Below are 21,901 nucleotides of genomic sequence, written 5' to 3'. Positions count from 1 at the left end.
GGTAAAAAAAGATGACTGGTAAACAACTCATTCTTGATGTCCTCGCAGGCAAAGAAGTCGAGCGTTGCCCCTGGGTGCCTTACACCGGTTCCCAGATCGCCAACCTCAAAGGCTACACCGCAGAGGAAATCTTTAAAGATGGCGATAAGCTTCTCGAATGCCTCCTGGAGGCAGCTTCTCAGTACACTCCCGACGGAATGCCCCCGATCTTTGACCTTCAGGTCGAAGCTGAAATTCTGGGTTGTGACCTCACCTGGTACAAAAACACTCCGCCGACCGTGTGCAGCCACCCTCTGGATGGCCTGACTCTGGAAATCCCGACCCAGCGTCTTCAGAAGACCGACGGCCGTATTCCGCTGATCCTCGACGTCATGAAGCGTTTCAAGGCTGCACAGCCTGACATCGCCATGTACGGTCTGGTCTGCGGTCCCTTCACTCTCGCCTCCCACCTCCGTGGTACCAATATCTTTATGGATATGTACGACAACGAGGAAGGCGTGAAGGCTCTGGTCGACTACTGCGCAGACGTTGTTGCTGACCTCGCCAAGTACTACATCGAGGCAGGCTGCGACATCATCGCTGCTGTTGACCCGCTGGTCTCCCAGATCTCCCCGGACATGTTCAACACCTTCCTCAAAGAGCCTTACACCAAGCTCTTTGACGCCATTAAGGCTGAGAACGTGCCCTCCTGCTTCTTCGTGTGCGGCGACGCCACCAAGAACATTGAGCCGATGTGCGAAACTGGCACCCAGTGCATCGCCATCGACGAAAACGTCGACATTCTGGCTGCCAAAGAAGTCACCGACAAATATGACGTGACCATCTCCGGCAACCTCCAGCTGACCGTGACCATGCTTCTCGGCACCCAGCAGGACAACCAGAAAGAAGCCATCGAGCTGATGGACAAGATGGGCACCAAGCGCTTCATCCTCGCTCCTGGCTGCGACGTTCCCTTTGACGCACCTGCAGCCAACCTCATTGGTGTTGGTCAGGCTGTGCACAACAAGGAAGCAGTTCGCAAGGCTCTTGAAAACTACGTTGCTCAGGACAATCTCCCCGAGATTGAAATGCCTGACTACGCCAGCCTTGATTACGTGCTTGTCGAAGTTGTCACCATTGACTCCAAGACCTGCGCTGCCTGCGGCTACATGACAAAGGCTGCAAACGACGCTGCTGCCACTATGGGCGACCGCGTCAAGGTCGTGGAGCGCTCCATGATGTACCCCGAGAACCTGGCCTTTATGAACAAAATCGGCCTCAAAAATGCTCCTTCCATCGTGATTAACGGTGAGATCAAGCACATTTCCCTGATCCCGACTGTTGAGGATCTTCGCGAGGAAATCGCTGCTGCAGAGCAGAAATAAGTTGATACTCCGCAGCCCTCTTCATCTGGAGGGGGCTGCGGTCTCAAAAGGAAAGAGTCATGCGAAAGAAAATCGTTACCTTATGCGGATTCCTGGGAAGTGGAAAAACAACTCTGCTTCGCCAGCTTTTGGACCAGTACTCGGACTACAAGATTGGAATTCTGCTCAATGATTTTGGAGAAATCCCCATCGACGGAACCATTCTTCGAGAGTCTGGAGAAATTCAGGACGAGGTTCTCGAAATTGGCGGCGGCTCCATCTTTTGCGCCTGCCTCAAGGACTCTTTCGTCAAGGCACTTATCCAGATGTCTAAAACAGAGGCCGAAATTGTCTTCATCGAAGCCTCTGGTATGGCTGACCCGGCTGGTATTCAGCGTCTTCTGGAGTTCGCTCGACTGGACACCGAGTATGAACCCCTTTGCACCATCTGCGCCTTTGATCCAATCAAGAGTATGAAGCTGTCCCACGTGCTGGAGGTCATCCCCCGACAGCTCCGGGCATCAGATTACGTGATTATGACCAAGGCAGACCTTTCTTCTGAGGAGCAGAAAGCAGAGGCCAGAGCGTACATTACCAAAACAAATGAAGCAGCAGTGATCTGTGACTCACTGCCCACGCTTCAGGGCATGACTCCTCGGCAGCACACCGAGACGTTCATTTCCCTGAGTAGCTTCAACACCCCAGACAACAAGCCGGAAAGCTTTACAATTGAAAGCGTTAATGGTTCCCTGCACGACTTTCTGGGCAGGGTTTCCGCTGACGAACATATTTTGCGGGTCAAAGGCTATCTGCGTTGTGACGAGCAGGTTTTCTTTATCTCCGACAATGGCACCGATTATGAACTCAAAGAGTGCCAGAGTCAGCCCGTACCTCTGACGGTTATCTGCATGCGTGGGACATCAGAGTTGGTCAAGGAACGCATTTTTGCATAGCACCATTTCAGCACAGAAAAAAAGGGACACAAAATGAGCACAGCAATTCTTGAGGAAATTTCTCAGAATCTCCAGAAAGGTAAAATGAAAGAAGTTGCAGAGCAGGTTCAGCAGGCCATTGATGAAGGCCTTTCTGCTCAGACCATTCTGAACGACGGCCTCATGTCTGGCATGGACGTGATTGGCGAACGTTTCAAAAACAACGACATTTTCATTCCGGAAGTTCTTATTGCCGCTCGCGCAATGGCAGCAGGCACCGAACTGCTTCGCCCCCTGCTCGTTGGTGAAAACGTCGAGAAAAAAGGCGTTGTCGTTATCGGAACCATCAAGGACGACCTGCACGACATTGGTAAGAACCTCGTTCGCATGATGATGGAGAGCAAAGGCCTCGAAGTCTACGATCTGGGCACCAACGTTGCTCCTCAGGCATACATCGACGCAGCTATCGAACACGACGCTGACGTTATCGCCTGTTCCGCTCTGCTGACCACCACCATGGTTCACCTGAAGGACGTTGTGGAATGTCTCAAGGGCAGCGACATCGCTGGCAAAGTCAAACTCATGATCGGTGGCGCACCGGTTAATGACGACTTCCGCGACAAGATCGGAGCTGACTACTACACCCCCGATGCATCCACCGCAGCCGAAAAAGCTCTGGAAATATGCAAGGCAGCACACGCATAGCGGTCATTGCTTGTGAAGTGTTTCGAGCTGAGCTGGAGTTTCTCATTGAGAAGCTCCGGCTCTCTCACGACGTGCACTTTTTGCCACAGGGCCTGCACGACGTTCCAAACAAGCTTCGCGAGCAGCTCCAGCTCAAAATCAACGAGCTGGAAAACTCTTCTCCTGCGCCAACGAAAATCCTCTTGTGTTACGGATACTGCGGGCAGGGACTCTCTGGGATATCGTCTCAAAAAACCCCTCTTGTCTTGCCGCGGGTGCACGACTGCATCCCCCTGCTTTTGGGGCTGAATCAGGAACAAAAATCTCAGATACCCGACAGTGAACGAACCTTTTGGATGTCTCCGGGCTGGCTTCGCTATTCCCAGCTTCCCTTTGTGGAAAACCGGCAAAAACGTTTTCAGGAGTATGCAGACAAGTTTGGGGAGGACTCCGCACAGTACCTCATAGATATGGAGCATGGCTGGCTCAAAGAATATTCTCAGGCGCGTCTTATTCTTTGGGATCAGTGGAAGGACTCGGAACAGCTTTACAAGACTGCTCGCTTTGTTGCCGACGATGCAGGACTCAAGCTGACCACAATGTCTGGCTCTATGAGTTATGTGCAGGCTTTGCTGATGGGCGCAGCACAGCCAGACCTCTTTTTCCAGATCCCCCCCCAGCACACACTTGAGCTTTCAGCCTCAGGAGTTTTTACTGCATCTCCGCTGTCAAAAAAGGCTGTCTGAAATGAATGTTTCCATCACCATCTGTCACAAAGACAAGGAAGAGCTTTACACCCTTCCCAATGGGGCACCTATTAAACCTCTCCTGCAGGAGCACTCACTGCTGGATTTTCCATGCGGCATTGGCAAGTGTGGAAAGTGTTTGATCTATGCCAACAGCGAGCCGACTGCCGAAGAACGCAAGAAGCTCGATGAAAATGCCCTGTCTTCCGGTCTGCGACTGGCATGTCACACCAAGGCGTTTGAGGGACTCAAGATTGCTATCCCGGCAAAAAACGCCCTGTGCGTGCTGTCTTCCTTTACGCGAAAAGGCTTTGAATTTAAGCCCGCCATTCGCAAAGAGGCATTCCGCATTAGCCCCGCCTCCATTGAGCGACCACAGACAGATGAAGACCGCGTGCTCGAAGCAACAAGCGCAAAAACCTCTGCCCTGCCGCTGGCAGAACTGCGCAAGCTCCCACATCGCCTTAAACACTTCGAAAACTCTTCTACAGAAGGCTATGCCCTCATTCAGGGCGACACCCTGCTCGGAATAAGCACGGAAGCCGCCCACCATGCCCTTATTGTGGATATTGGCACCACAACAGTGGCCGTCACGCTGCTCAATCTGGAGACTCAGCGCATCGCTGCAACAAAAGGCGCTCACAATGCACAGTACCCCTACGGGGCCGACGTCGTGAGCCGCATTAAGTCGACCATTGAGCAGGGAACAGAGCCTCTTGAAAAGGCCATTATCAACCAGCTGAACACTATGCTGGATGCCCTGCGTGCAGAAACCGGCATTGCAGATGTGAGTGTGATTTCTCTGGCGGGAAATACCACTATGATGCATCTCCTTTGCGGTATTCCACCGGAATTTATCGGTAAAGCACCGTTCACCCCGGTAAGCATGCGAGCAACCCAGCTCCCCGCCTGTGAGCTTGGGCTCAACACCAGCGCACAGGCTTTCCTCTTACCAAGCATCTCGTCCTACATCGGGGCAGACATCGTCGCCTCCCTGTTAGCCGTTGGTGCCTATCAGGCAAAAAAGCCCTTTCTACTCATCGACTTCGGAACAAATGCAGAAACCGTGCTCTTTGCCAACAATACCTTTTACTGTTGCTCCGCCGCCGCTGGCCCGTGCTTTGAAGGCGCAACCCTGTCCTGCGGTATGGCTGGACAGGCTGGAGCAATCGACACAGTAGAGCTGTCTGCACAAAACACCGTCAGCTACACAAGTATTGAGAACGCGACTCCTCAGGGTCTGTGTGGCTCAGGTGTTCTGGACGCTATCGCCCTGATGCTGGAGACAAAAGCCCTCGATGAAACCGGACGTATTGAGCCAGAAAAGGACTGCCCCCTCAGAGACTGCGTAAACTCTGAAAAAGGCTTCATGCTCACACCAAAGGTTTCTCTCACGCAAGCCGATATCCGCGAAGTTCAGCTTGCTAAGGCCGCCGTCAGGGCAGGAATCGAAGTCCTCATCGCCGAGGCAGGTTTAGACATTTCCGACATCGAAACTCTCTACCTTGCCGGAGGCTTTGGCTCTGCACTCAAAGCCAATAGTGCCGTTCGTATTGGCCTGATTCCTGAACAACTGCTCGAAAAAATCTGCGTGATGGGTAATGCTACAAGCTTCGGAGCCCTCCGCTACATCACAGAAGAAAACGCGGCCGGTCACGTCCAGTCTATTATGGACAGGGCACAATATCTGGAGTTATCTGCCCGACCGGAATTCACCAACGCGTACATCGAGCAAATGGTGTTCCCAGAAAAATAACCCTCTGCAGACAGCATGAGGCCGTGCTTCGTACGAAGCACGGCCCTTTTTTTACGAGATTCCATCTCGTGCTCTAGCAAGTTCGCGGGGTGGGTGGGGTACGAGACTCCGTCTCGTGCTCTGCAAGGGGCGCTAGGGTGGGCGGGGACTCTGTCCCCGCACCTCTGCAAGGGGCGCCGCCCCTTGACCCCGCCCAAGGACGAGGCCCTTGGGAATCCCGCTATCGCCCAAAATTTAAGGGGCCGGATGTGTGAAAGCCGTTGGCTTTCCCCTACATCCGGCCCCTTAAATTTTGGCCTAGTCGGCGTTTCCCGAACGCGTGTTCTTTTGCCTTTTCCAGAACGCGCTTCTTTTCTTTCTGAACGCGAGCGTTCAGAAAGAAAATGGCGGCGAACTCGCAAAAGAGAAAAAGGCTCTCGACGTTGTGCCCAACAAGTTTAAAAGCCGTGCAAGCGAAGCTTGCACGGCTTTTAAACTCGATGAGGATACGTAAGGGAATCATTCCCTTACGCGGGGGTTTGGGGGCAGGCCCCCAATATTCCCCCACCCACCCATCCAGCACTACCGCGCTGGGACAGGCCCCGGTTCTCTCCTCTCCTGCCCATCCAGCACATTAATGCTGAGGTAGGCCCTAAAAACTAATACACTTTTCGCCTGCTGAAGTTGTTCCCGAGGACGTTGAAGGTATTTTCAACGACAAAGATAGCATCGGGGTCTTTCTCGTAGACCAATGCTTCGAGACGCTTGAGTCGTAAGTTGTCGGTAATGCTGTAGAGCATATCTGCATTCCGCCCGGTGTAGGCACCGCTAGCGTGAATAACAGTCGCCTGAATACGAAGAGCGCGCATTTCCTCGGCAATTTCTGCCTGCATCCTAGAAATGATGAAGACAGATTTCCTTTGGTTGAACATGGACAACACATACTCAGTGGAGACAGAGCTTAAAAACAACACGACAAGAGACGCGACGACGAGATCAGGCTCAAAGTTCGTAGCGACGGCAGCCATCAGTACAGCGTTGACCAAAAAATAAAACGTACCGATACGCGTGTTGAATTTACTGTTCAAAATGACGGCGACAATATCAAGCCCGCCTCCTGCCCCATAGGAACGCAGGATTATGCCAGCTCCTGCGCCCATGAGTGCGCCAGAGGCTATTGCCGCGCACATTCTGTCCTGAATACCAAAGTCGAGATGCATGACGGCGGTCAAAAAGGTCACCATGCTCATGCAGTATAAGTTCAGCAAAAAGAAACGACGTCCGACAGCTTTCCACGCGAGCAGAAAGATGGGGACGTTAAACGCCAGATACCAGGTGCTGACGTCGAGATCTGGGACAAAGTGATGGAACAGGACGGCAAAGCCATACAGTCCTGAGGGGACGAAGCTGTGATGAGCAGCCACCCCATTGTACCCAAGGATGAAAACAAAGGCGCCAGCCGTGAGCAACAAAATATTCCACGGCAAAGACGCCGTGAGTTCATACCGATTCACCTCGAAGTGCCCTCATAGATTGAATTCTTTTGTGTGGACGCGTTTTGGTCGATGACCCCGCGCTCAAACAGATAATGATACCTCCGAAAATCATTATCCCACTCATAATCTGGGCATACGTTACTGCTTCACCAAGGAAGTACCACGCAAGAATTCCGCTACAAAAGGGAATTGTGTAATAAAAAAGCGTGGCCTTTCCTGCGCCAATAATTGAAACAGCCATATTCCAGAACAAGTAACATAAAACCGACGCGAAGATTCCAAGATATAAGAGAATCTCCCAAATTTCCACCGTCATTTCAGGAAGGCTTGCACCGTTTTGCAATTCCCAAAAACACATGGGGCACAGAGCAAGTAAACCTAAAAGAAATGTCGCCATCAACATTGCTGACTGACTCAGCTTTCCTGCGAGACGCTTAATAGAGACGTTGTACCCTGCGGACATGCAGGCCACACAAAGCATGAGCAAATCGCCAGTCGAAAACCTCAGGACCGCAAGCCGAGAAATGTCGCCGTTCGTGACCAGAGTCACCACACCAACAACACTCACCAAGATACCCACAATCGTCTGCCGGTTCAGATCTTCCCCAAGAAAGAAATGGGCAGCAATAAAGGTAAACACCGGGGAAAGCGTTGCAATGAGCGACATATTGAGGGCACCTGTGGTGCTCCCGGCAATAAAGCTCAACACGTCGTAGAGAGAGATACCGAAGAGCGAAACAAGAAATAATACAGGCAGATTCGCTAACACAACGGCTCTTTCTCGCCACAGCGGACGAATCCCAAAGGGGAGAAACACCACTGTCGCAATAAGCCAGCGCAAAACGTTAAATGTTGCAGGTGGAAAAACGTTCGCCATTGCCCGAGCTGCTACAAAATTTCCTGACCAGTTCAGGACAGCAAGAGCAATGAGCACATACCCGAAGACGTAATGAGTCCGCAGACTCTTCAGGCCATGCATTTTCAACTCCTTTTTGTGGACTTTCGTCCACCCCTTCGGTTCCACGGGGAATCACGAAGGTCGCCTGCGCGCGTGCAAGGCAGGCATTTCTAACAAATCAGGGCGTCTCTCCGCTTCCTCTCTTCCTGTGCAGGCAGGAGGACGGTGTTTTGGAGACACTCAGAAAAGCGCTTGCGCCCTGGGAAAAGAGAAGCTTCAACTGGCATGGAAGCTTCACCCAGGAAGGAGCTGAGCAAGACAGCTTTAGTGACTGTTTACGCCCGAACACGTCGGCCGCAATTGAAGGTGGCTTAACTTCAGTTCGCCGTACCGCCACACATGCAGTAAACGCAGTTTCGCATCCATAAATGAGGATGCCGTGTGCTCGTCCCGCACGACAACGGAACTGCTTTTGGCACAAAAAAGAGGTCTCGACTGATGCAAAAGCATGCAAGGGAAACATCCTGCGTTTTTGCGTCAGAAACAGACTCTCAAACAGCATGAAAATATGTTCCTGATACGCTCGCGCTATGGCATCTTTTTCTATGACGCAAGCGTTTTTTTATTCACGACAAACACTCGCAGGGCTTAATCGCGGTCACTATACTGAAATCATTGTATTTTTTGCCATTTTATTTTTCTAAAAAAAATCTTTTCTTTCTTTGGCTATTTTTACAGTGGTCAACCACGATCAATACCCTAATATTCAATACTTTTTTCAAAAATATTTTCAACAAATTCACGGCATTCAAAAATTAGGACTTTTTTGCACAAAATTGCGACAAACTTGGCGCAATTTATGCTGAGAATTTGACGACATTTTTGACGCTACGTTTCACACTTTTTATGCCGTGAAACATTCACCATTTTCCAACACTTTTTCACACTCAGCGCCTCACCTCACGAGCACCCCTCTCTTCTTCATTCCCGCTCCCCATGTCCCAAGTGCAAGCGTAGGATATAAAGATACATCAACTGTTGTTTTGCTGATGAATTTGCACTAAAACTGAGGCCGAAAAATTGGAGGTTTCCATGTCCACTCTGTGTCTCGTTCTTGCACTTGCTTTTTTGGTGTGCATTATCCTTGGCATCATCAACCCACGTCTTGTTATCTTCTGGGGAGACAGAACAAAGCGCTCCGGGCTTTGGCTCTATGTTTTGCTTTCTGCCATCTTCTTTGGGCTGATGCTTGCTTTTCCACCAAACCATCAGGGCATCCTTTCTGAGGCGCTGAATGCCTGTGCTCTGCTCCCGTTGTGCTAAGAAACGATCATAAAAACAGCTGAATGGCAGCGCCACTGAGGGGAGCCGTCACACTCCCCTCAGCGCTGTGCCGCCTCTGCTTTTGGTCTTAAACAGCACAAAAATATGCCTCTCCCATCCCTTCATTTTCCTTCATTTTTCTCGGAATATTTCTCATTTTCCGCATAAATAATTAAAAATATTGATAATTAAAAATATCACCCGTATCTTGACACAGTGCCAACATTGACTTAATTCAGACAAAATTAATCGGTATTAAAAAAGTCCGAAATAGAAAAAACGTACCCCCTCTTTTTTTCTGCTTAATCCAGACTTTTTCAATATAGATTAACAAGATCAAATTTACCGTATGCCGCTGACAGGAATGGCTCTCTCCATAATTCCCGTCATTTCGGCATGCACCCCGCCAGCCTTAGGCCTCTTCCTCCATAAAGGCTGGCAGGCAGAACAAGGGGAACAGACCTTGGTCTGCCACTCGTCCGGGCAAAGCCAGTCATCCTTGGCCCAGACACCTCATAGCCTGGCTTTTGATTCATCACCAAAAGTCAGTGGCAAAGACAGGCAACGCAGCCTGCGCTTCTCCAGAGCGCATGTTGCCCGTTTTTGCAAATTCCCCTCCCTGGGGCTGATTCATCACCACCAGCCCCAGGAGCCTTTGCAGGGAACAGACTGCAAAGGCACACAGAAATCCGTCTCATCCCCGGATTTCTTTACGCAAGGGAAGGGCTTGGCTCCAAAAAGGTCATCACATGCGACTCCCCCGCATGCTTTTTGGGGTCAGCCCCCTTCGCGACCGCTGCACAGGACACAAGGCAGTGACAGACAATGAACAGCACACCCCAAACAGTGCTGTTTAATTGAACAAACAAGAGCGCAGTCACACAAGACTGCCCCCCTGACCAGACGTGAAAAAGTACGTCATTTCGCTTTGCTGCACAGGCGACTCCTTCTTTTGCCCCGCAGCAGAACAACGGCAGGGACCTGCGCCGGGAAACCGGCGGCGCTCAACATAGCGCGCCACCAAGCGCGTGAACCTTATCCCAACATCAATAAGGAGTCCCTGGTATGAAAAAACTGCTCATTCTCGGTGCTGGCGCCGGTGGAACCATCGTTGCCAACAAGATGAGAGAAAAACTGTCCGAAAAGGAATGGGAAATCACCGTCATCGACCGCGACTGGCAGCACCACTATCAGGCGGGCTGGCTTTTCGTGCCGTTTGGAATTTATTCCATTGATGACTGCATCAAGCCCAAGAGCAGCTTCATCCCGAATGGCGTCAACTTTGTTCAGGATACCATTGTCAATGTTGATCCTGCTTCCAAGGTTGTGACCTGTGCCAACGGCAAATATGACTACGACTGGATTGTGGTCGGCACGGGCTGCCGCATTGTTCCCGAAGAAGTTGAGGGAATGATGAACGGATGGCGCAAGGACATCCACGATTTTTACACTCCTGATGGAGCTATCGCTCTCCAGAAGCACTGGAAGTACATGAAGAAGGGCCGCGTTGTTCTGAACATCGCAGAAATGCCCATCAAGTGCCCCGTTGCACCTCTGGAGTTCGTCTACCTCGCCGACTGGTTCTTCACCATGAATGGCGTGCGAAAAGACATTGAAATCGAACTGGTCACCCCCCTGACTGGTCCGTTTACCAAGCCAGTAGCAACCAAGATCCTTTCCAAGGTCTGTGAAGAGAAAAACATCAAGGTGACCCCGAACTTTGTTCTGGACAGCGTTGATGCAGACAAGAAAGTGCTTGAATCCGTAACTGGCGATCAGGTTGACTACGACCTGCTGGTTTCCATTCCGCCGAACTTTGGTGCCCAGTTCCTCATGGACAGCGAAATCGCTGACCCGATGGGCTACATGGACACAGACAAGCACACCCTGAAATCCAAGCAGTTCGACAACATGTACATCATTGGTGACGCAACCAACGTTCCGACCTCCAAGGCTGGCTCTGTTGCTCACTACGAGGCCGACATTGTTGCCGAGAACCTGCACCGCGAGATCGAGGGTGAAGAGCCTCGTCCCGAGTTCGACGGTCACTCCACCTGCTTCATCGTTTCCGGTTACGAGCAGGCGTACCTCATCGACTTCAACTATGACGTTGAGCCGCTTCCGGGCAAGTACCCCTTCCCCGGTCTTGGACCGCTGTCCCTGCTTGGCGAAAGCCACATGAACTACTGGGGCAAGATGATGTTCAAGTGGGTCTACTTCAACCTCATGCTTAAGGGACACGACCTGCCTCTGGAATCCCAGATGTTCATGGCCGGCAAGATGAAAAACGTTCCCGGAATGTAAGCTGAGAGGAGCACGAAGTTATGACAAGCACTGAAGAACGAATTCTCCAGCGACTGGACGAGATTGAGAAGAAACTCGATGTCGTTCACGAGCAGGCAGAGAATGCACGGGAGCTGAAAAAAGATCTCTCTCCCATTGCAAACGATGCCTTTAAAGTTCTGCTGACAGAACTTGGCAAGATTGATTCCGGTTTCCAGCTTGAGGACCTGTTTGAGCTGATGCGTCGCATGATGACCAGCGTCAACAACATCACCTACATGCTGGAGCAGCTCGACAACATCATCGAGCTGTGGAAAACCGTTTCTCCGCTCCTGCAGCACACCGTGCCGCTGGCCATTGAGAAACTGGACGGTCTGGAACAGCAGGGCGTTTTCCGCACCTACCAGACCATGCTCGAAGTGCGAGGCAAGATTGCATCCACTTACGGCCCGGAAGAAATCAAAAACATGGGCGAAGCCTTTGTTTTCCTGCTGGGCCTGCTCAACAAGATGGGCGAGCCGCATACCCGCGAGCTTATCGAAAAGGCTGGCGATGCATTCGCAGAGCTGGATCTTACCAAGACCGACCGCGTCAGCGTTTTTGGTCTGGCAAAGAGCCTCAACAGCCCCGAAGCAAAGCAGGGACTGGGCGTTATGCTCGAGCTGACCAAGACTCTTGGCAAGCTGAGCTAGCTCTCCCCATAACGGATATTCCGTTACCAGATACGCAAAATAAAGGCGGACCCTTGGGTCCGCCTTTTTTCTTTAGAGAGTATGCAGCACAACTGAAAGCGCCTTAAAACAGAAGCAGACCGACTGCCCTGCGCTCGGGCCGTCTCGTTCTGGCTGTTGCTCATCCAGAACGCGACTTGCGAGCAGTGCACAAAAGCGCATTCCATCCACAGAGCGTCCTGTAATTTCGCTGAGGACTTCCGAGCGGCGAACTCCTGTAATCTCTGCTGCAAAACAGTTGCTCGCGCTACTCACCCGCCCCTCGGCATCAAACACCACATCCACCAGCGGCGCCTTGATTGAGGCACTCACGGGCACCCCAATGTCCAGCTGGAGCGCTTCCAGACTTTCCACGGTAATCACGGCACTCACATGCTGCCCAAACACCGTTTCCAGCACAACTTCGGCCATCACGCCATCCCGCCGGATTTCTGCAACATGCCCGGAAAACACATTTCGGGCACTGGACCGCAACGGTGCAGCGTCAACGGCCATTCTTCGGACAATGTCCTGCACGTCGTGCTTGGACCAGTTTTGGAACACAGACACAAGATCTGCCGAGGACTGCCCCAGAATCTCCTGAACAACGCCAAGGGGCACACCGCTCCGAAGAAGTTCAATGGCGCGCGAGCGGCGCAAGACCTGCGGAGCGCCCAGCTCCCGGGGGAGTCCACACTGCTCTGCACGGGCATAAAACATGCGCCGCACATAGCCGGGATCGAGATGAAACAGCTCTCCAGCAAGACCCGTCCCTGCCGGACTTGCCGCAAATTTTCTCAGTTCCCGACACAGCTTTTCTGGCAAAGGCACACAGCGCTTCTGCGCGCCCTTGCCCACAAAAATCTGCATCTTCTCAATGTCCACAGCCCGGCGATCATCAAGCGCCAAGACTTCTCCAAGCCGCGCGCCACTATAGCGCAAAAGCTCAAACAGCAGGCATATCCGCGTCCGGGACCGCAACCGGTCCGCGCGCTTTGCCTCATCCCGCCACTGCCAGAATCCACGCTCCAGCACATCCAGAGCTTCAGTCGGCAAATGGCGCATATTCTCAGGGACAGCAAAGGTCTCAAAGGGCGACATCCTGTCACCTCCATCACCGGAATGCCGTCCCCGTCGGTTCACGGGTTCAGTCACCACACCCCCCTTTTGGTCACGCATTCTCGAACTTGCGTGACACGCTTGTATCTCATCAGGGATACTCATAGTTTCCTGACACGAGTCTATAGAGATCAACAAAAGATTCAACTCCTCACGTCAGAACCATTCGGAGAAACCATGAAACAGCTATTCACTCTCGTTCTCACACTCACGCTTCTGCTTCCGGGAACAGCCGGAGCAGCAGACCTGCTCATCGCCCAGGCCGCAAACTTTATGCCTGCCATGCAGGAAATCATCCCTGCGTTCGAAGCCGAAACAGGGCTGCACGCCGAAGCCGCATACACCTCCACCGGAAAGCTCTACGGACAGATTAAAAATGGTGCTCCCTTCGACGTTTTCCTGTCTGCTGACGAACGCCGTCCAGAGCTGCTTTACAAAGAGCAGCTCGCCGAAAAACCGTTTGTCTATGCCAAGGGCCAGCTTGTTCTCTGGTCTGCCAACCCAGAGCTTGGCAAAATTGCATGGAAAAATCTTGTGCTAGATTCCCGCGTCGAGAAAATCTCCATTGCCAACGTCGAAACCGCGCCATACGGGACCGCAGCAATGATTGCCATGAAGAACATCGACATCTGGGACAAGGTTCAGCCCAAGCTCATCTTTGCCCAGACCATTGCGCAGGTTTTCCAGTATGCCCAGACCAAGAATACCGACGCAGGGTTCTGTGCCTATTCTTCCATGTTCTCAGGTAAGGCCAAGGGCGGAGCATTTACCGTTGTTGAAGGCGCTCCCGATATTCTTCAGGCCGCATGCATTCTGAAAAAAAGCGAACACAGGGATGCCGCACAGAAATTCGCAGACTTTATGCGAAGCGACACCGTACAAAAAATCAAGGCCAAATACGGATACAAGTAGATGGACCTGACTCCTCTTCTTCTTTCGGCAAAGCTGGCGCTGGCGACAACGTGCTTCATCCCCTTTGTTGCCGCGCCACTTGCCTATATTTTAGCTTTTGCCCACTTTCGGGGCAAAAGCCTGCTTGACGCCATTGTCTCCTTGCCAATGGTTCTCCCTCCTACAGTTCTCGGATTTGCGCTCCTTCTGGTACTCGGCCCACAGGGTCCATTAGGAGCGCTCTGGGAACAGACGACGGGCCAGCGCCTTGTGTTCAGCTTTGGCGGCATTCTTATCGCCTCCCTAGTCTACAATCTCCCCTTTGCCATTCAGCCCATGCGGGCCGCTTTTGAAAAGCTGGACATACGGCTTTTGGAAAGCGCGTCTGTGCTTGGGCTTTCCCCCTGCGCGACCTTTGTCCGGGTCGTCCTGCCCAACAGCCTCCCCGGTCTTTCTGCTGCCGCTATGCTGGTCTTTGCCCACAGTCTTGGAGAATTTGGCGTCATACTCATGGTTGGCGGAAGTATCCCCGGAACAACCAAGGTTGCTTCCGTAGCCATATATGAAGCTGTCGAAGCCCTGCGCTACGCAGATGCCTTCAAACTCTGCATGGCAATGGTGCCCATCAGCTTTGCCGCTCTGCTTGCCATCAACCACCTCAACACAAGGACATCGTCATGAGCCTCTGCCTGGATGTTCAAAAGCAGCTGGCAAATTTCACACTGGATATCAAGCTCACCTGTGAGCCTGGAACTCTGACAGCCATAGTTGGCCCATCTGGTGCAGGAAAGAGCACTCTTGTTCGCATCATTGCCGGACTCACCCGCCCAGACTCCGGACAGGTCAAGCTCCACGACACAGTCTGGAGTGACAGCACAGCCAAAACGTTTTTGCCCCCGCAAAAGCGCGGCCTTGGACTGGTCTTTCAGGACTACACGCTCTTCCCTCACCTTACCGTGCGCAAAAACGTCGCCTTTGCCGCCCGTGAGGACGTCGACATAGACGCCCTGCTCAAACAGTTCTCCATTGCTCACATCGCAGAACAAAAGCCCGCAAACATTTCTGGCGGCGAACGCCAGCGGGCCGCATTCTGTCAGGCTCTGGCCAGAAAACCCGTCCTTCTGCTTCTGGATGAACCCTTTTCCGCGCTGGACATCGCCACACGCGAAGCGCTTCGCACAGAACTCAAAAATCAGAAAGGGCACTGGGATATTCCCATTGTGCACGTGACGCATGATCTCGAAGAGGCGTTTTATCTGGCAGACAGAATTGTTGCCGTAGAAAATGGACACCACTCCCCTTTTTGGCTCAAGCGCCAGCTTGCGCACCGTGACCCGCGACAGAATCTTCAAAACCGCTACTCCACAAAGGATGACGTATGTTTCGATCTCCTCGCATAATCTCGCTCGTGCTTCTCGTTCTCCTCTGTATCCCCTCCTCAGCCTTTGCCCAGCTTGTCATCGCCTCCGGAGCTGGCTACCGGGCCGTTCTGAATCCTGTGGTCAAAGCCTATGTTCAAAGCGGTGGAGAAAAGCCAGAGCTGGTCTATGGCAACATGGCCCGCGTCACAGCACAGGCAAAAATGAGCGGTGCAGTCGATCTTGTGCTGGGAGACAAAAATTTCCTCAAGGATTCAGGACTTGAGTTTTGCCGGGAAGATTCCCTTGGCAAAGGCAAACTTGTTGCCATTTACCCCAAGGGGAAAAGCTTTAATGGCCCGCAGGAGCTAGCCCTCGGCTTTCGAAAACTCGCCATTCCAGATCCAAGCAGGGCAATCTATGGCAAAGCCGCCAAGGAATATCTTGAAAACACCGGCCTTTTGCACAAGCTTGGGGATCGGCTCATTCCGGTTTCCACGGTTCCTCAGGCTGCGGCATACCTTTTAAGCGGTGAAGTCGATGTCGCGTTCATCAACCTCACGCACGCCCTCAAGCTTGCGCCCAAGATCGGTGGCTATGCAGAACTCAACGAAAAAGCATACTCCCCGATTTCCATCGTGCTCTGTGAAATGGCAGACGCCCCACACAAGGACGAAGCCACAGCATTTCTTGCCTTTGTGCAGACCCCAGAGGCACAGACCATTATTCACAGGTTTGGTCTGTAAATGCAGGGCTTTTTCCTCCTCGCAACGCAGGCCCAGACTCTGGAACCCCTGTCACTTTCCATCAAGGTGCTCAGTGTTTCTGGCCTCTGCTTTCTCCTCATCGCCCTTCCACTCGCCTGCTGGCTGGCGTGGTCAAAAGGACCCCTTCGCGAGGCCATTGATATTCTCGTAACGCTCCCTCTTGTCTTTCCGCCTGTTGCCAGCGGCTTTGTCCTGCTTGTGCTCTTTGGCCGCGAAGGACCATTCGGAGGACTCTTTTCGGGACAAATCATCTTTAGCTTTCCGGGGCTGGTGCTGGCGGCTTTTGTTGCAGGTCTGCCCCTTGCCATAAAGCCCGTTCAGGCTGCACTCCAGTCGGATGAAGCCAGAAAACTTGCAGATGTTGCGGCGGTGCTGGGCACGACTACACCTTTCATCTTTTTTCGTGTACTCCTGCCCTGTACAAAGAAAAGTATTGCCGCAGGCTTACTGCTCGCGACAGGCCGTGCCCTTGGCGAAGTGGGCATGACGCTTATGCTCGGAGGAAATATTGTTGGGCGCACCAACACGCTTTCACTCGAAATTTACAATGCTGTTTTCAACGGTGAGTTTGAACGGGCAGCACTCCTGTCCTGCATTGTTGGAGCAGCATCCATCTGCATGTTTATTGCGCTGAAAAAATGGTCAGCCATCTGATGCTGGCCGGAGGTCCAAGAGAAATGACATCACTTGAAAAAATTCAGAATATTGTCCGCTCCCGGTGGGAAAAAGAAGGTATTCTGGATGAAGAAATCGCCGTGTCTGCACGCACGCTGACTGTTGAAGAAGCCATTGGCAACCCGGAGCGGGATGACTTTCCACTCCAGCAAGGAAAAGAGCGGCTCATGGAAGCTCGCTTCCGCAATTCCGCAGGGCAGGCCTTTACTGACCACTTTGGCAACTTTAATGGTCCCTTGCGTGAAATCGCAGAAATGCCGCTCCAGAACTCCTTCCGCCGCGCAATTTTTGTTGCCACGCTCAATGCTGTTGAACGCGAGCTTGGTCACACGACTCACACCATCCACTGCAAAGATGGTGGCCCGGCAAAATGCTCTCCACAGCTTGCTGAACACATCCGCGAACACTACGGACCAGAAACAAAAATCACACAAATTGGCTACCAGCCCAGCATGATCGAAGAACTGGCAAAAAGCTTTTCCATGCGTGTGATTGATCTTGATCCAGATAATATTGGGACAGCAAAACTCGGCCCCACAATTGAAGGACCAGACACAACTCAGGATGCAATAGACTGGGCAGATCTTCTGCTTGTGACCGGGTCGACAATTGCAAACGATACAGTGGACAAGTTTATCACAGACACACCTGTCCTGTTCTATGGAACAACGATTTCTGCCGCAGCAGACATCATGGGCTGGGACAGGTTCTGCTGCCAAAGTTCATAAACTTTTCTTTTCCACTCCAGATAATTTGCTTTTCCTGGCCGGGATACTACAGGTATTCCGGCCATTGTATGAGTAAACACCCTCAACTCGTGACATAACGAACAAAAAAAGTGTCAGAAAAGCGACTTTTTTTGAAAAAGCTCTCAGCTCCCGCCAATCCTTTGTTTCCGCAATTTTCCCTGCACCATATTTTCTGAACTCCCCAATTTTTTGAGTTTTATGCTGTTGACCTGTTGTGTTCTTTTGAGCATATAAAGAATCACCTTCATATGCTTATGTGTACATATCGGCCAAGAGGCTTTCTCTCTTCAACGCAAACATAGAGAAAGCCTCTTTGGGCTGAAAGACCTGGAGTCGCAACGTCATGATGAAAGCAATTCCTGTTCAAGAATCTATTGGCAGCGTGCTCTGTCAGGATATGACCCGCATTGTGCCCGGCGAGTGTAAAGGGCCGGCATTCCGCAAAGGGCATATTATCAAAGAAGAAGACATTCCAACCTTGCTCGATATTGGCAAGGAACATGTCTACGTCCTGACTTTGGAGGACGGTCAGCTTCATGAAAATGAAGCTGCAGACCGCATTGCCAAAGCCGCAGCAGGCCCCGGGATCACGCTTTCTGATGTGAGCGAAGGCCGCATCAACATGACAGCAGAACCCGGACTCCTCACCATTAACGTCGAAGCGCTCAAGCGCATCAACTCCATTCAGGATGTTGTGCTGGCGACGATGCATGATGGACTGCAAATTTCCAAAGCCCGCGACGTTGCCGGAACCCGTGTCGTTCCGCTGGTTGTTGAGGAAGAAAAAATTCAGCAGGTCGAGGAAATCTGTCGAGAAGCAGGACCCATTGTCAGTGTCACGCCATTTCGGCACCTCAAGATCGGTGTGGTGACGACCGGCACAGAGGTTCTGAGCGGACGCATCAAGGACAAATTTGGTCCTGTTATTCGCAAAAAATTTAAGGCGCTCAATTCCGAGGTTATTGGCCAGACACTTGTTGGCGATGACCCGAAAGTGACCTCCCGAGCCATTCTGGATGCCATTCACGATGGCGCAGAAATGGTTGTGGTGACGGGCGGCATGAGCGTCGACCCAGATGACCAGACCCCTGCCAGCATTCGTGCAACAGGCGCCAAGGTCATCACCTATGGCTCCCCAACTTTCCCCGGCGTGATGTTCATGTATGCCGAGCTGGATGGCGTTCCGATCGTTGGACTGCCCGGCTGTGTCATGTACTACCGCGCCAGTATCTTTGACCTCGTCGTCCCCCGTATTGTTGCCGGGCAACATCCCACGCGGGAGGATATCGTTGATTTATGCCACGGTGGATTCTGTGCGGGATGCGAAACCTGTCGTTTCCCCCTGTGTTCCTTTGGCAAATAAACGGGATGGACAGGCATTCCAGATGAATCTCTGCCCACAAGTGGTAACTGAAGTACTCAGAAGGAGGATCGCTTCATGCTCAAACGTACCCTCAAGGTGAATGGCGTTGAGCGCATGGTGATTGTCGAACAGGACAAGAGCCTTGCCGATGTTCTTCGCGAAAACCTTGGTTTAACAAGCGTTAAGATTGGATGTGGAACTGGTCAGTGCGGCAGCTGCTCCGTCATCATTGACGGCAAGCTGAAACGTACCTGTACCCTCAAGATGAAGCGCGTAGCTGACTACACCGAAATCACCACTCTGGAAGGTCTCGGCACCCCCACGCAGCTCCACCCCATTCAGGTTGCATGGATGGCACACGGTGCAGCACAGTGCGGTTTCTGCACACCCGGCTTCATCATGTCCACCTATGCTCTGCTGCTCCAGAATCCTTCTCCCAGCCGCGAAGACATCCGCGACTGGTTCCAGAAGCATCGGAATGCATGCCGCTGCACCGGCTACAAACCGATTGTTGACTCCGTCATGGACGCCGCTGCTGTTATGCGTGGCGACATGAAACTCGACGACCTGCTCTTTAAGGTCCCCGAAGACGGCCGCATCTGGGGCACGAAATACCCCCGTCCGTCTGCTATCGCAAAGGTCACAGGCACATTGGATTACGGCGCTGACCTCGGTCTCAAGATGCCCGAGGAAACCTTGAAGTGCGCTCTCGTTCAGGCAGAAGTTTCTCACGCCAATATCCTGTCCATTGACACTGCCGAAGCAGAAAAGATGCCCGGCGTCTTCAAAATCATCACGGCAAAAGACGTCCCCGGCAAAAACCGCATCACAGGTCTCATCACCTTCCCGAGCAACAAGGGTGATGGCTGGGAACGCCCAATCCTGAATGATGAAAAAATCTTCCAGTATGGTGACGCTGTTGCCATCGTCTGTGCTGATTCCGAAAAGCACGCTCTGGAAGCTGCCAAGCATGTTCACCTCGAACTGGAACAGCTCCCCGAGTACATGAGTGCCCCGGCTGCCATGGCTGATGACGCCATCGAAATTCACCCCGGCACCCCGAACATCTACTTCACCCAGAAGGTTGCCAAGGGTGAAGAGACCGCTCCGCTGTTCGAAAAGGCCGACGCCGTTGTCGAAGACAGCTTCTACGTCAGCCGCCAGCCACACATGCCCATCGAGCCTGATGTTGGTTTTGCCTTCCTTGATGACGACGGCAAACTCAACATCCACTCCAAGTCCATTGGCCTGCACCTGCACGGCGCAATGATTGCTCCCGGCATTGGCGTTGAGCTGGAAAATCTCATCATGGTGCAGAACCCCACAGGTGGCACCTTTGGTTACAAGTTCAGCCCCACAATGGAAGCTCTGGTTGGTGTTGCCGCAATGGTCACCAAGCGCCCGGTCTTCCTGAAATACACCTGGTACCAGCAGCAGACCTACACCGGCAAACGCTCCCCGTTCTTCACGGATCTGCGTCTTGCTGCCACCAAGGACGGCAAAATCCTTGGCATGGAAAGCGACTGGTCTGTTGACCACGGTCCGTACTCCGAATTTGGTGACCTGCTGACCCTTCGCGGTGCACAGTTCATCGGTGCTGGTTACGACATCCCCGCCATCCGTGGTGAAGGCCGTACCGTCTGCACCAACCATGCATGGGGTTCCGCATTCCGTGGCTACGGTGCACCAGAAAGTGAGTTCCCGTCCGAAGTCCTGATGGACGAGCTGGCAGAAAAGCTGGGCATGGACCCATTTGAACTGCGCCTCAAGAACGTCTACCGCGAAGGCTCCACGACGCCGACCGGTCAGGTTCCGGAAGTCTTGAGCCTGCCAGAAGTGTTTGAGGCCATGCGCCCTCACTACGAAGCAGCAAAGAAACGTGTTGCCGAGACCACCACTGACGACGTGAAGCGCGGCGTTGGTATCGCTCTTGGCGTGTACGGCTGCGGTCTGGACGGCCCGGATACTGCTGAGGCAGATCTTGAGCTGAACGAAGACAACACCGTCACCGTGTTCGTTACATGGCATGACCACGGTCAGGGCGCCGACATGGGTACTCTGGCAACAGCTCACGAGACCCTGCGTCCGCTCGGCCTCAAGCCTGAACAGATTCACCTTGTCCTGAACGACACCCGCACCTGCCCCAATGGTGGCCCGGCTGGCGGTAGCCGCTCTCAGGTCATGGTTGGTAACGCCATCCGCGTTGTCTGCGAAATTCTCCTTGACGCCCTGCGCAAGGAAGACGGCAGCTACGGCACCTACGCTGACCTCGTTGCAGCCAAGCAGCCTGTGCACTTCCACGGCAAGTGGACTGCTCCGGCAACGGACTGCGACGAAAACGGTCAGGGCGCACCTTTTGCCAACTACATGTATGGACTCTTCCTCATGGAAATGGCCGTCGACATGAAGACTGGTAAGGCTGTTGTTGAGCACTGCAAGGCTGTTGCTGATATTGGTAAGGTCTGTAACCGCCTCGTGGTTGACGGTCAGATGTACGGTGGCCTGTCTCAGGCTATCGGTCTGGCTCTGACTGAGGATTATGAAGACATCAAGAAGCACTCCACCATGATCGGTGCAGGATTCCCGTACATCAAGGATATCCCGGACGACATGGAAGTGATTTACGTTGAAACGCCTCGTAAGGATGGCCCGCACGGCGCATCCGGTGTTGGTGAGCTTCCGCTTTCCGCACCTCACGCAGCAGTTATCAACGGCATCTATGATGCTTGTGGTGTTCGCATCACCAAGCTCCCGGCCCGTCCGGAAAAGGTGCTTGCTGGCCTCAAGGAAAAAGGCCTCGCAAAATAACATACTCTGGTCACGGTCGTA

At 52.6% G+C, this 21,901-nt stretch carries 19 protein-coding genes; 16 read left to right on the top strand and 3 right to left on the bottom strand.

Translation table 11 applies throughout. From position 1 onward, the window contains the following. Positions 1 to 11: 11 nt before the first annotated feature. The 5 genes from B5D23_RS03465 to B5D23_RS03445 are packed head-to-tail and all read left to right on the top strand — an operon-like array spanning position 12 to position 5,461. Positions 12 to 1,364, top strand: a complete 1,353-nt coding sequence (locus B5D23_RS03465; protein ID WP_078684014.1) for a uroporphyrinogen decarboxylase family protein — start codon at positions 12 to 14, stop codon at positions 1,362 to 1,364. Positions 1,365 to 1,423: 59 nt separating this feature from the next. Continuing rightward, a complete protein-coding gene (locus B5D23_RS03460; RefSeq protein WP_078684013.1) occupies positions 1,424 to 2,296 on the top strand; it encodes a GTP-binding protein in 873 nt (290 codons plus the stop codon). A 33-nt stretch (positions 2,297 to 2,329) separates the two neighbouring features. After that, positions 2,330 to 2,980: a cobalamin B12-binding domain-containing protein gene (locus B5D23_RS03455; RefSeq protein ID WP_078684012.1), complete on the top strand. Its 651-nt coding sequence runs from the start codon at positions 2,330 to 2,332 to the stop codon at positions 2,978 to 2,980. Then, positions 2,959 to 3,705 (top strand): DUF1638 domain-containing protein, encoded by a 747-nt coding sequence (locus B5D23_RS03450; RefSeq protein ID WP_078684011.1) that lies wholly within the window; start codon positions 2,959 to 2,961, stop codon positions 3,703 to 3,705. Before B5D23_RS03455 ends, B5D23_RS03450 begins: the two co-directional genes overlap by 22 nt. A 1-nt stretch (position 3,706) precedes the next feature. Then, positions 3,707 to 5,461 carry an ASKHA domain-containing protein gene (locus B5D23_RS03445; RefSeq protein ID WP_078684010.1) on the top strand — a complete coding sequence of 585 codons (1,755 nt, stop codon included), beginning with the start codon at positions 3,707 to 3,709 and terminating at the stop codon, positions 5,459 to 5,461. Between the two features lie 638 nt (positions 5,462 to 6,099). Here B5D23_RS03445 and B5D23_RS03435 read toward each other — a convergent pair. Beyond that, positions 6,100 to 6,954 (bottom strand): YitT family protein, encoded by an 855-nt coding sequence (locus B5D23_RS03435; RefSeq protein WP_078684008.1) that lies wholly within the window; start codon positions 6,952 to 6,954, stop codon positions 6,100 to 6,102. Then, a complete protein-coding gene (locus tag B5D23_RS03430) occupies positions 6,941 to 7,915 on the bottom strand; it encodes a DMT family transporter (protein WP_078684007.1) in 975 nt (324 codons plus the stop codon). Before B5D23_RS03430 ends, B5D23_RS03435 begins: the two co-directional genes overlap by 14 nt. Positions 7,916 to 8,926: 1,011 nt before the next feature. Between B5D23_RS03430 and B5D23_RS03425 the strand changes: the two genes are divergently transcribed. The 3 genes from B5D23_RS03425 to B5D23_RS03415 all read left to right on the top strand — a co-directional run bounded on the left by B5D23_RS03425 (position 8,927) and on the right by B5D23_RS03415 (position 12,132). Next, positions 8,927 to 9,157 carry a hypothetical protein gene (locus B5D23_RS03425; protein WP_078684006.1) on the top strand — a complete coding sequence of 77 codons (231 nt, stop codon included), beginning with the start codon at positions 8,927 to 8,929 and terminating at the stop codon, positions 9,155 to 9,157. Between the two features lie 1,065 nt (positions 9,158 to 10,222). Then, complete coding sequence (gene sqr, locus B5D23_RS03420; protein ID WP_078684005.1) at positions 10,223 to 11,461, top strand: type III sulfide quinone reductase, selenoprotein subtype; 1,239 nt, start codon at positions 10,223 to 10,225, stop codon at positions 11,459 to 11,461. Positions 11,462 to 11,481: 20 nt separating this feature from the next. Next, the gene (locus B5D23_RS03415) at positions 11,482 to 12,132 is read left to right on the top strand and encodes a helical membrane plugin domain-containing protein (RefSeq protein ID WP_078684004.1); all 651 of its coding nucleotides are present in this window, start codon (positions 11,482 to 11,484) and stop codon (positions 12,130 to 12,132) included. A 72-nt stretch (positions 12,133 to 12,204) separates the two neighbouring features. Here B5D23_RS03415 and B5D23_RS03410 read toward each other — a convergent pair whose 3' ends face one another. Then, a complete protein-coding gene (locus B5D23_RS03410) occupies positions 12,205 to 13,305 on the bottom strand; it encodes a TOBE domain-containing protein (RefSeq protein ID WP_234985061.1) in 1,101 nt (366 codons plus the stop codon). Positions 13,306 to 13,446: 141 nt separating this feature from the next. Here B5D23_RS03410 and modA (B5D23_RS03405) point away from each other — a divergent pair, with 141 nt between their 5' ends. From modA (B5D23_RS03405) to B5D23_RS03370, 8 genes are all read left to right on the top strand, one after another. Then, entirely contained in the window at positions 13,447 to 14,181 is a 735-nt protein-coding gene (modA, locus tag B5D23_RS03405) for a molybdate ABC transporter substrate-binding protein (protein WP_078684002.1), read from the top strand. Beyond that, positions 14,182 to 14,841: a molybdate ABC transporter permease subunit gene (gene modB / locus B5D23_RS03400; protein WP_078684001.1), complete on the top strand. Its 660-nt coding sequence runs from the start codon at positions 14,182 to 14,184 to the stop codon at positions 14,839 to 14,841. It abuts the gene before it with no gap. Continuing rightward, positions 14,838 to 15,560 carry an ATP-binding cassette domain-containing protein gene (locus B5D23_RS03395; protein WP_078684000.1) on the top strand — a complete coding sequence of 241 codons (723 nt, stop codon included), beginning with the start codon at positions 14,838 to 14,840 and terminating at the stop codon, positions 15,558 to 15,560. Before modB ends, B5D23_RS03395 begins: the two co-directional genes overlap by 4 nt. Beyond that, positions 15,539 to 16,264: a molybdate ABC transporter substrate-binding protein gene (gene modA, locus B5D23_RS03390; RefSeq protein WP_078683999.1), complete on the top strand. Its 726-nt coding sequence runs from the start codon at positions 15,539 to 15,541 to the stop codon at positions 16,262 to 16,264. Before B5D23_RS03395 ends, modA (B5D23_RS03390) begins: the two co-directional genes overlap by 22 nt. Continuing rightward, positions 16,265 to 16,939 (top strand): molybdate ABC transporter permease subunit, encoded by a 675-nt coding sequence (locus B5D23_RS03385; RefSeq protein ID WP_078683998.1) that lies wholly within the window; start codon positions 16,265 to 16,267, stop codon positions 16,937 to 16,939. It begins immediately after the preceding gene. A 23-nt stretch (positions 16,940 to 16,962) separates the two neighbouring features. Beyond that, positions 16,963 to 17,688 carry a Rossmann-like domain-containing protein gene (locus tag B5D23_RS03380; RefSeq protein ID WP_078684312.1) on the top strand — a complete coding sequence of 242 codons (726 nt, stop codon included), beginning with the start codon at positions 16,963 to 16,965 and terminating at the stop codon, positions 17,686 to 17,688. A 364-nt stretch (positions 17,689 to 18,052) separates the two neighbouring features. Then, complete coding sequence (locus B5D23_RS03375) at positions 18,053 to 19,072, top strand: molybdopterin-binding protein (RefSeq protein WP_078683997.1); 1,020 nt, start codon at positions 18,053 to 18,055, stop codon at positions 19,070 to 19,072. A gap of 75 nt (positions 19,073 to 19,147) precedes the next feature. Then, the gene (locus B5D23_RS03370) at positions 19,148 to 21,880 is read left to right on the top strand and encodes a molybdopterin-dependent aldehyde oxidoreductase (protein ID WP_078683996.1); all 2,733 of its coding nucleotides are present in this window, start codon (positions 19,148 to 19,150) and stop codon (positions 21,878 to 21,880) included. The last annotated feature ends 21 nt before the right edge of the window (positions 21,881 to 21,901 follow it).

The organism is Desulfobaculum bizertense DSM 18034, assembly GCF_900167065.1.
GTDB lineage: Bacteria > Desulfobacterota > Desulfovibrionia > Desulfovibrionales > Desulfovibrionaceae > Desulfobaculum > Desulfobaculum bizertense.
The sequence above is the reverse complement of the archived record's forward strand: the minus strand, read 5'-3'. Positions and strand labels throughout refer to the sequence as shown.